Genomic DNA, 7988 nt, shown 5'->3' on the forward strand with positions numbered 1-7988 from the left:
CATAAGCGTCATCAGGGCAACTCAACGGCCTGAAGCCTCTTGCAGCAAACGCACTTTCACCGTCTTGCCTTTGATGCGCCCTGCGCTCAAACGCTGGACGACTTCGTGCGCAATGCTGCGCACCACCGCCACATAGGTGGAAAACTCGTTCACATTGATCCTGCCCACTCGCTCTTTGGCAAAACCCGCTTCACCAGTCAAGGCTCCCAACACATCGCCCGCGCGAATCTTCTCTTTGCGGCCACCCACAATTTGCAAAGTCGCCATCGGTGGCTGCAAGATGCCGCCAGCGGCGGGCGTCAAGCTGCTGAGAGGCGCCCATGTCGATTCCCGACCTTGCAGTTGCTCGATCTTGCCGACGTTGCCCATCTCGTCCATGCTGACCAAGGACAAGGCCAAACCTTCCGCATCGCCTCGACCTGTGCGACCAATGCGGTGGATGTGCACCTCGGCATCTGGTGTGACATCCACATTGATGACTGCTTCTAAGTTCGCCACGTCCAAACCACGCGCAGCCACATCGGAGGCAACTAAGACGGAGCAGCTGCGGTTGGCAAACTGCACCAGCACTTGGTCACGCTCGCGTTGCTCGAGTTCACCAAACAACGCCAAGGCACTGAAGCCTTGCGCTTGCAGCACCGCCACCAAATCGCGGCATTGCTGCTTGGTGTTGCAAAACGCCAAGGTGGATTCAGGGCGAAAGTGGTTGAGCAGTTGTGACACGGCGTGGAGGCGCTCGCTGTTGGACACCTCATAAAAAATCTGTTTGATTTTTTGGGCATCGTGTTGTGCTTGCACCTTGACGGTTTGCGGCTCACGCATGAATTGCGAGACAATCTTGGCAATGCCCTCAGGGTAGGTGGCCGAGAACAACAAGGTTTGACGGTCTTTGGGGCACTGACGCGCCACCTTGGCGATATCGTCAAAAAACCCCATGTCCAACATGCGGTCCGCCTCGTCGAGTACCAACATCTTCAAGCCTTGCAAGTTGAGCGCGCCGCGCTCCAAGTGGTCCATGATGCGACCAGGTGTGCCCACCACCACATGCGCGCCATGCTCTAGGCTGACGGTCTGACCACGCAAGGCCACGCCACCACACAGCGTGACCACTTTGATGTTGCCGACTGCGCGTGCCAAACGGCGAATCTCTTGCGTCACTTGGTCGGCCAATTCGCGTGTGGGGCACAGCACCAGTGCTTGTGCGTCGAATTGCGCGGGGTCGAGTTTTTCGACCAAGGGAATGCCAAAGGCCGCTGTCTTGCCACTGCCTGTGCTGGCTTGGGCGATCAAGTCGCGCCCCGCCAAGGTGAGGGCCAAGCTGGCGGCTTGGATGGGGGTCATCTGGGTGTAGCCCAGTTGCGTCAAGTTATCGAAGGAAGAGGCCGCGAGGCTCAAGGTGGCAAAGGATGTCGCGGTAGTTTTTGAATCGGTCATGCACCGATTATCGTGATGGGGATGGTCACGGGGCCGTCGTTGACCAAATGCACCTGCATATCTGCACCAAAGATGCCAGTTTGCACCTGCGGGTGCCGCGCTTTGGCTTGCGCGACAAACGCGTCATACAAGCGACGGCCCTCTTCGGCGGGGGCTGCGCTGGTAAAACTAGGGCGCGTGCCACTACGCGTATCCGCCGCCAAGGTGAATTGGCTGACCACCAACAAGCCGCCCTTCACATCCACCACGCTGCGGTTCATCTTCCCTGCATCGTCATAGAACACGCGCAGCTTCAATATTTTGTCGAGCATCTTTTGCCCCACGGCCTCGGTGTCACCACGCTCGGCGCACAACAAGACCATCAGGCCTTGCGCAATTTCGCCCACGGCTTGCCCCGCCACCACCACGCGGGCTTCGCTCACACGTTGCAACACGACTTTCATATGCTGTCTTTCGGGTCGTCGACATGCGCCTCGACATCGTCAGGCAGCAACTGAATCGTGGCGCGTAAGCCTGGTACGGCCTTCATCAGTGCATATTCCACATGCGCACGAAAGGTCGCGGCGCGACCCAACGTCCACTCAGCAGGCATGTGCATGTGCAAATCGACAAAGCGGCGTTGCCCTGCTTTGCGCGTGATCACGTGATCAAAGCGCACGAGGTGCGTGTGGTCTGCCCCCACCTCTTCGTGGCTGAGCGACACATCGTTCAACACCGTGTGGATTTGCGCCAGAACTTCGGGCTCCACTGCTTCGTCCATCAAGCCTTGCGATGCCCCCCAAATCAGGTGCCAACCTTCTTTGAGGATGTTCAGCGCCACACCAATGGCCACCAGCGCATCCATCCAGAGCCAGCCGGTGTAGCTCACCAAAGCAATGCCCAGCACCACGCCCACGGAGGTCCAGACATCGGTCACCAAATGACGCGCATCAGCCTCCAGGGCAATTGATCGGTGTTCTTTGGCAGCGCTGAACATGGCCCAAGCCAGCAAGCCGTTCAAGACAGAACTGGCCACCGACAAGGCCAGACCCAGGCCGACTTGCTCTAAGGCTTGCGGGTCAAAAATGCGATGACTAGCCGCCCAAATGATGCCCAGCGCAGCCACCACGATGAGAATACCTTCGAAGCCGGATGAAAAATACTCGGCTTTGTGATGACCGTAAGGGTGGTCTGCATCGGCGGGTTTGGCGGCGACAGTGACCATCATCAAGCCAAACACCGCACTGGCCAAGTTGACCAGCGACTCCATGGCGTCCGACAGCAAGCCCACGGAATCGGTGAGATGCCATGCCAAAGTTTTGAGCACAATGGTGATGCAAGCCACCACCACGGACGCGCCAAGCAAGCCTCTGGGCGAGAGCCATTTTTTAATCGTGGTCCGGTTCATGGGGCTAGTCTCACTTGGACTGATTAAGCCAGTGTGACACGCGCAAATTTGCGCTTGCCCACTTGCACCACAAACGTCCCAGCGTCGAGCTTCAAGCCTTTGTCGCTGACGACACTGGAGTCCACGCGTACGCCACCGCCGTCAATCAAACGGTTGGCTTCACTGGTGGACGGGGCCAAGCCTGCGGCTTTGAGCAAGGCACCCATGCCCATGGGCGCTCCAAGCAAGGCCACGTCAGGAATGTCATCTGGCACACCGCCTTTGCTGCGGTTGATGAAGTCCTGCTCTGCGGCTTCGGCTGCGGCAGCGCCGTGGAAGCGGGCGGTGATTTCTTTGGCCAAGGCCACCTTGGCGTCTCTGGGGTTGCGGCCGCCTTGGATTTCTTTCTTGAAGGCAGCAATCTCACTCATCGACTTGAACGACAACAAGGTGTACCAGCGCCACATCAATACATCCGAGATGGACAGCACTTTGGCAAACATGGTGTTGGGCGCTTCACTGATGCCGATGTAGTTGTTTTTGGACTTGGACATTTTTTCCACACCGTCCAAGCCTTCGAGCAGCGGCATGGTCAAGATGCACTGCGCCTCTTGGCCGTATTCGGCTTGCAAATGACGGCCCATGAGTAAGTTGAATTTTTGGTCGGTGCCGCCCAATTCCAAATCTGACTTCAAAGCCACCGAGTCGTAGCCTTGCATGAGAGGGTACAAAAATTCGTGCACGCTGATGGACGTGTTGGCGTGGAAGCGGTCATGAAAGTCGTTGCGCTCCATCATGCGCGCCACGGTGTATTTGGAGGCCAGCTGAATCATGCCCATCGAGCCCAGCGGAATGCACCACTCGCTGTTGTAGCGAATTTCGGTTTTAGCGGGGTCCAGCACCAACGAGGCTTGTTTGTAATACGTTTCGGCATTCACCTTGATTTGCTCAGGCGTGAGCGGTGGGCGCGTGCTGTTGCGCCCCGAAGGGTCACCGATCAAACTGGTGAAGTCGCCAATCAAAAAGATGACTTGGTGCCCCAAATCCTGCAACTGCCGCATCTTGTTGAGCACCACGGTGTGGCCGATGTGGATGTCGGGCGCGGTGGGGTCGAGTCCCAATTTGATGCGCAGCGACTGGCCTGTGGCCTCGGAGCGCGCCAGCTTTTTCACCCATGCGTCTTCAGGAATCAGCTCATCGCAGCCACGCTGGGTGACAGCTAAGGCTTCAAGAACGCGGTCAGTGACGGGGTGGTTTTGTAAAGATGCTTGATTCATAAGGATTTTTTACCGTACAAGGTATACTCACCGATTTGGTGTTTGAGCCTGATTTTAGAGGCCCAAACCTTGAGGCCTTGGGCTTTGCCCCCCGCCTTTTACTTACTGCCGGAGAAATACCTTGCAGCCACTCTTTTCTTTGTGGGCCACGCGCCTGCAAAATAGCCTTGATTCACAACACCGCCGCATCTTGTTGAGCGTTGCGGTCGCGTTATCGGTCCTCGGTGGCGGTGCGTTTGCAGTCGCCAATTTGGACGATGGCGCCTCCAGGCTCCCCTTGCAACAAGTGGTGGAAAGCGTCAACACCACGTCACTGCCCAGCTTGTGGACCGACAACAATTCTTTGCAACTGTTTCGCTCCGACCTCACGCGCTCAAGCGATACCGCAGACAGCCTGCTCTCGCGCTTAGGCCTGAGTGACCCAGAAGCGACCGCCTATTTGCGCAACGCCCGCACGGCACGCCAACAGTTCATTGGCCGCGCGGGTCGCATGGTGAGCGTGGAAGGCGATGCCGACCACCGCCTCACACGCTTGACCGCACGTTGGGCCAATGACGACGGCGAGCAATTCACCCGCTGGGTGATGGAGCGCACGGCAACCGGTTTTGTTGAGCGCCAAGAAACTGCCAACCTCACGGTGAGCAGCCGCATGGGCAACGGCATGATTCAAAGCTCCTTGTTTGCGGCCACCGATGAGGCCAACATTCCCGACAGCGTGGCCAGCCAATTGGCCGACATCTTTGCCGGCGACATTGACTTTCACCGCGCACTGCGCAAAGGCGACCGCTTTGCGGTGGTCTATGAGTCGCTCGAAGCCGATGGTGAAACACTGCGCACAGGCCGTGTACTGTCTGCCGAGTTTGTGAACAACGGGAAAACACACCAAGCGTTTTGGTTCAAAGAAGCAGGGGCCAAAGAAGGCGGGTATTTCAACGCGGATGGCCTCAGCCTGCGCCGTGCTTACTTGACATCACCTCTCGCCTTCTCGCGCATGACCAGTGGCTTCAAGATGCGCTTCCATCCCATCTTGCAAACTTGGCGTGCTCACCTTGGCGTGGACTATGCAGCCCCCACAGGCACGCCCGTGCGCAGCGTGGGTCAAGGTATTGTGGATGTGGCAGGCGCACAAGGCGGGTTTGGCAATGTGGTGATGGTCAAACATGCAAATGGCCACACCACGGTTTACGCCCACTTGAGCCGCCTCAACGTCACACGCGGTCAATCGGTCATACAGGGCCAAACATTGGGCTTGGTGGGCTCAACAGGCTGGGCCACTGGCCCACATTTGCATTTTGAATTTCGCGTGAATGGTCAACACAAAGACCCACTCACCATGGCGCGCCAAAGCGTTGCTGTCGAGGTGTCTACCGCTGCGCGCGAGCAGTTCAAACGTTACGCAGCCATTGCCAAGATCGATTTAACCGCCGCCGCCAGCACCCAAGTGAGCCGCGCAGAATAAATGTCAGGCTCTGCGGCATTGCCTCAGCTTTTCATTGGTTTGATGTCGGGCACCTCACTCGACGGTGTGGATGGCGTGTTGGCCGATTTCAGCGGCCCGCAACCTCGCGTGTTGGCGCATCACGCCATGCCCTTTGCCTCTGCGCTCAAACAAGAGCTACTGGCCCTCAACGCTGCGTCTGACAACGAGTTGCACCGCGCCGCGCTTGCGGCCAATGGTTTGGTCCGCGTCTATGCGTACACGGTACACGCTCTGCTCGCGAACACCCAGACACAACCGCGTGATGTACGCGCCATCGGCGCACACGGACAAACCGTGCGCCACCAACCAGGCGCCTTTGATGGCACGGGCTACACGCTGCAACTCAACAACCCCGCCTTGCTCGCAGAGCTGACGGGCATAGATGTGGTGGCCGACTTCCGCAGCCGCGATGTCGCTGCCGCCGGCCAAGGTGCCCCTTTGGTGCCTGTATTTCACCAAGGCATCTTTAGCCAAGTCGACAACACGGTGGGTGTGCTCAACATAGGCGGCATTGCCAATCTCAGTGTGCTGCACAGCAACAGGGATGTGCTAGGCTTTGATTGCGGTCCCGGCAATGCGCTGCTAGACAGCTGGTGCCAACAACACACGGGTAAGGCCTTTGACGACAACGGCACATGGGGTGCCAGCGGCGCCGTCATCGCCCCTTTGTTGCAGGCCTTGCTCGCCGAACCGTACTTAGAACAGATGCCCCCCAAAAGCACAGGGCGTGATTTGTTTCACCCCACGTGGTTGACCCATCGACTCAGTGGGTTTGCCAATGCCGACGCTGCCGATGTGCAAGCCACACTCACCGAGTTCACCGCACGTGCGTGCTTGAACGATGTGTTGCGGCATGCACCTGATGCCAAAGAACTCATCACGTGTGGTGGCGGTGCGTTGAATGGGTTCTTGATGTCGCGCCTGCAAGCAGGCCTACCCCATGTGCGTGTGCTGTCATCTGCCGACCGTGGCATGCCGCCTTTGCAAGTCGAGGCGGCCGCCTTTGCTTGGCTAGCCCGACAAACCTTGCTCGGCCTGCCCGGCAACCTACCAAAAGTGACGGGCGCTCAAGGCGCCCGCATACTGGGTGGAATTTTTAAAGCCTAATTAGGCTGAGAACGACGAACCACAGCCGCAAGTTGATGCCGCGTTCGGGTTCTTGATGACGAACTGCGCGCCTTGCAAGTCTTCTTTGTAATCAATCTCTGCGCCCACCAGGTATTGGTAGCTCATGGCATCGACTAGCAAAGACACGCCGTTTTTCTGGATGGTGGTGTCGTCTTCATTCACGACTTCATCGAACGTGAAGCCGTATTGAAAACCTGAGCACCCGCCACCTTGGACGAACACGCGCAGCTTCAAATCAGGGTTGCCTTCTTCCGCGATTAAGTCCGCTACCTTGGCTGCCGCGCTGTCGGTGAAGACAAAAGGGGATGGCATTTCGGTTTGGATGCTGTCGGCGACTGCGCTCATGAGAGGACTCCTAAATCAATGCTCAAAAGTATATCGCTTTAGTCGGGAATAGCGCGACGCACAGCCTAGAGACGCTGCTTGCAACATGGGAATTTACCCTGCCCAACACCCATGAAAAAAGCCGCAAGGGCGAACCCATGCGGCCTTTGGCAAAACAGGTGCGAATTAACGCTTGCTGAACTGCTTGCGGCGACGCGCAGAGTGCAAGCCGACCTTTTTACGTTCGACTTCACGCGCATCACGTGTCACGTAACCAGCTTGTGACAGGACGGGCTTCAACGCTGCGTCGTAGTCGATCAAAGCACGGGTAATACCGTGGCGCACTGCGCCTGCTTGTCCAGACTCACCACCGCCGTGCACGTTGACTTGGATGTCAAACGCTTCGCCGTTGTTGGTCAGCATCAAGGGTTGCTTCGAGATCATGATCGAGGTTTGACGGCCGAAGTATGCGGCGATGTCTTTACCGTTGATCGTGATTTTTCCGGAGCCTTTTTTTAGAAACACGCGAGCGACGCTTGATTTGCGACGGCCGGTGCCGTTGTTCCATTCACCAATCATTTCGGCTCCTTAGATGTCCAGCACTTTAGGCTGTTGTGCGGTGTGTGGGTGCTCTGCACCGCCATACACCTTGAGCTTTTTGATCATGGCGTAACCGAGTGGGCCTTTGGGCAACATGCCCTTGACAGCCTTCTCAATCGCGCGGCCAGGGTGCTTGGCTTGCAGATCGCGGAAATTCGTTGCAGTGATACCGCCAGGATAGCCCGAGTGACGGTAGTACACCTTGTCCAAAGACTTGGCACCTGTGACCTTGATCTTGGAAGCGTTGATGATGACGATGAAGTCACCTGTATCGACGTGGGGTGTGTAAATGGCTTTGTGTTTGCCGCGCAAACGGAGAGCAACTTCGCTGGCTACTCGTCCGAGCACCTTATCGGTGGCGTCAATCACAAACCACTCA

Annotated in this window: 9 protein-coding genes; 2 read left to right on the forward strand and 7 right to left on the reverse strand. The window is 57.4% G+C overall.

The features are described from left to right. Positions 1–21: 21 nt before the first annotated feature. From dbpA to tyrS, 4 genes are read right to left on the reverse strand one after another with little or no spacing between them, the layout of a single operon-like run. Positions 22–1434, reverse strand: a complete 1413-nt coding sequence (dbpA, locus tag RMS03_RS00950; protein WP_310625255.1) for an ATP-dependent RNA helicase DbpA — start codon at positions 1432–1434, stop codon at positions 22–24. Continuing rightward, entirely contained in the window at positions 1431–1877 is a 447-nt protein-coding gene (dtd, locus tag RMS03_RS00955) for a D-aminoacyl-tRNA deacylase (RefSeq protein ID WP_310625256.1), read from the reverse strand. Before dtd ends, dbpA begins: the two co-directional genes overlap by 4 nt. Beyond that, positions 1874–2821 (reverse strand): cation diffusion facilitator family transporter, encoded by a 948-nt coding sequence (locus RMS03_RS00960; protein ID WP_310625257.1) that lies wholly within the window; start codon positions 2819–2821, stop codon positions 1874–1876. Before RMS03_RS00960 ends, dtd begins: the two co-directional genes overlap by 4 nt. Positions 2822–2844: 23 nt before the next feature. After that, positions 2845–4077, reverse strand: a complete 1233-nt coding sequence (gene tyrS, locus RMS03_RS00965) for a tyrosine--tRNA ligase (RefSeq protein WP_310625258.1) — start codon at positions 4075–4077, stop codon at positions 2845–2847. Positions 4078–4198: 121 nt separating this feature from the next. On the opposite strand from tyrS, the gene RMS03_RS00970 reads away from it, so the two are divergent. Further along, the gene (locus tag RMS03_RS00970; protein ID WP_310625259.1) at positions 4199–5536 is read left to right on the forward strand and encodes a M23 family metallopeptidase; all 1338 of its coding nucleotides are present in this window, start codon (positions 4199–4201) and stop codon (positions 5534–5536) included. After that, positions 5537–6664, forward strand: coding sequence for an anhydro-N-acetylmuramic acid kinase (locus tag RMS03_RS00975; protein ID WP_310625260.1), 1128 nt, complete (start codon positions 5537–5539; stop codon positions 6662–6664). Here the strand turns inward: RMS03_RS00975 and erpA are convergent, their stop codons facing one another. The 3 genes from erpA to rplM all read right to left on the reverse strand — a co-directional run. After that, entirely contained in the window at positions 6665–7030 is a 366-nt protein-coding gene (erpA, locus tag RMS03_RS00980) for an iron-sulfur cluster insertion protein ErpA (protein WP_310625261.1), read from the reverse strand. It abuts the gene before it with no gap. Between the two features lie 165 nt (positions 7031–7195). Continuing rightward, the gene (gene rpsI / locus RMS03_RS00985) at positions 7196–7588 is read right to left on the reverse strand and encodes a 30S ribosomal protein S9 (RefSeq protein WP_104797055.1); all 393 of its coding nucleotides are present in this window, start codon (positions 7586–7588) and stop codon (positions 7196–7198) included. Positions 7589–7597: 9 nt separating this feature from the next. Continuing rightward, a partial coding sequence (rplM, locus tag RMS03_RS00990; RefSeq protein WP_310625262.1) for a 50S ribosomal protein L13 occupies positions 7598–7988 on the reverse strand: 391 nt, incomplete at its 5' end.

Source organism: Limnohabitans sp. (assembly GCF_031538885.1).
Lineage (GTDB): Bacteria > Pseudomonadota > Gammaproteobacteria > Burkholderiales > Burkholderiaceae_C > Limnohabitans.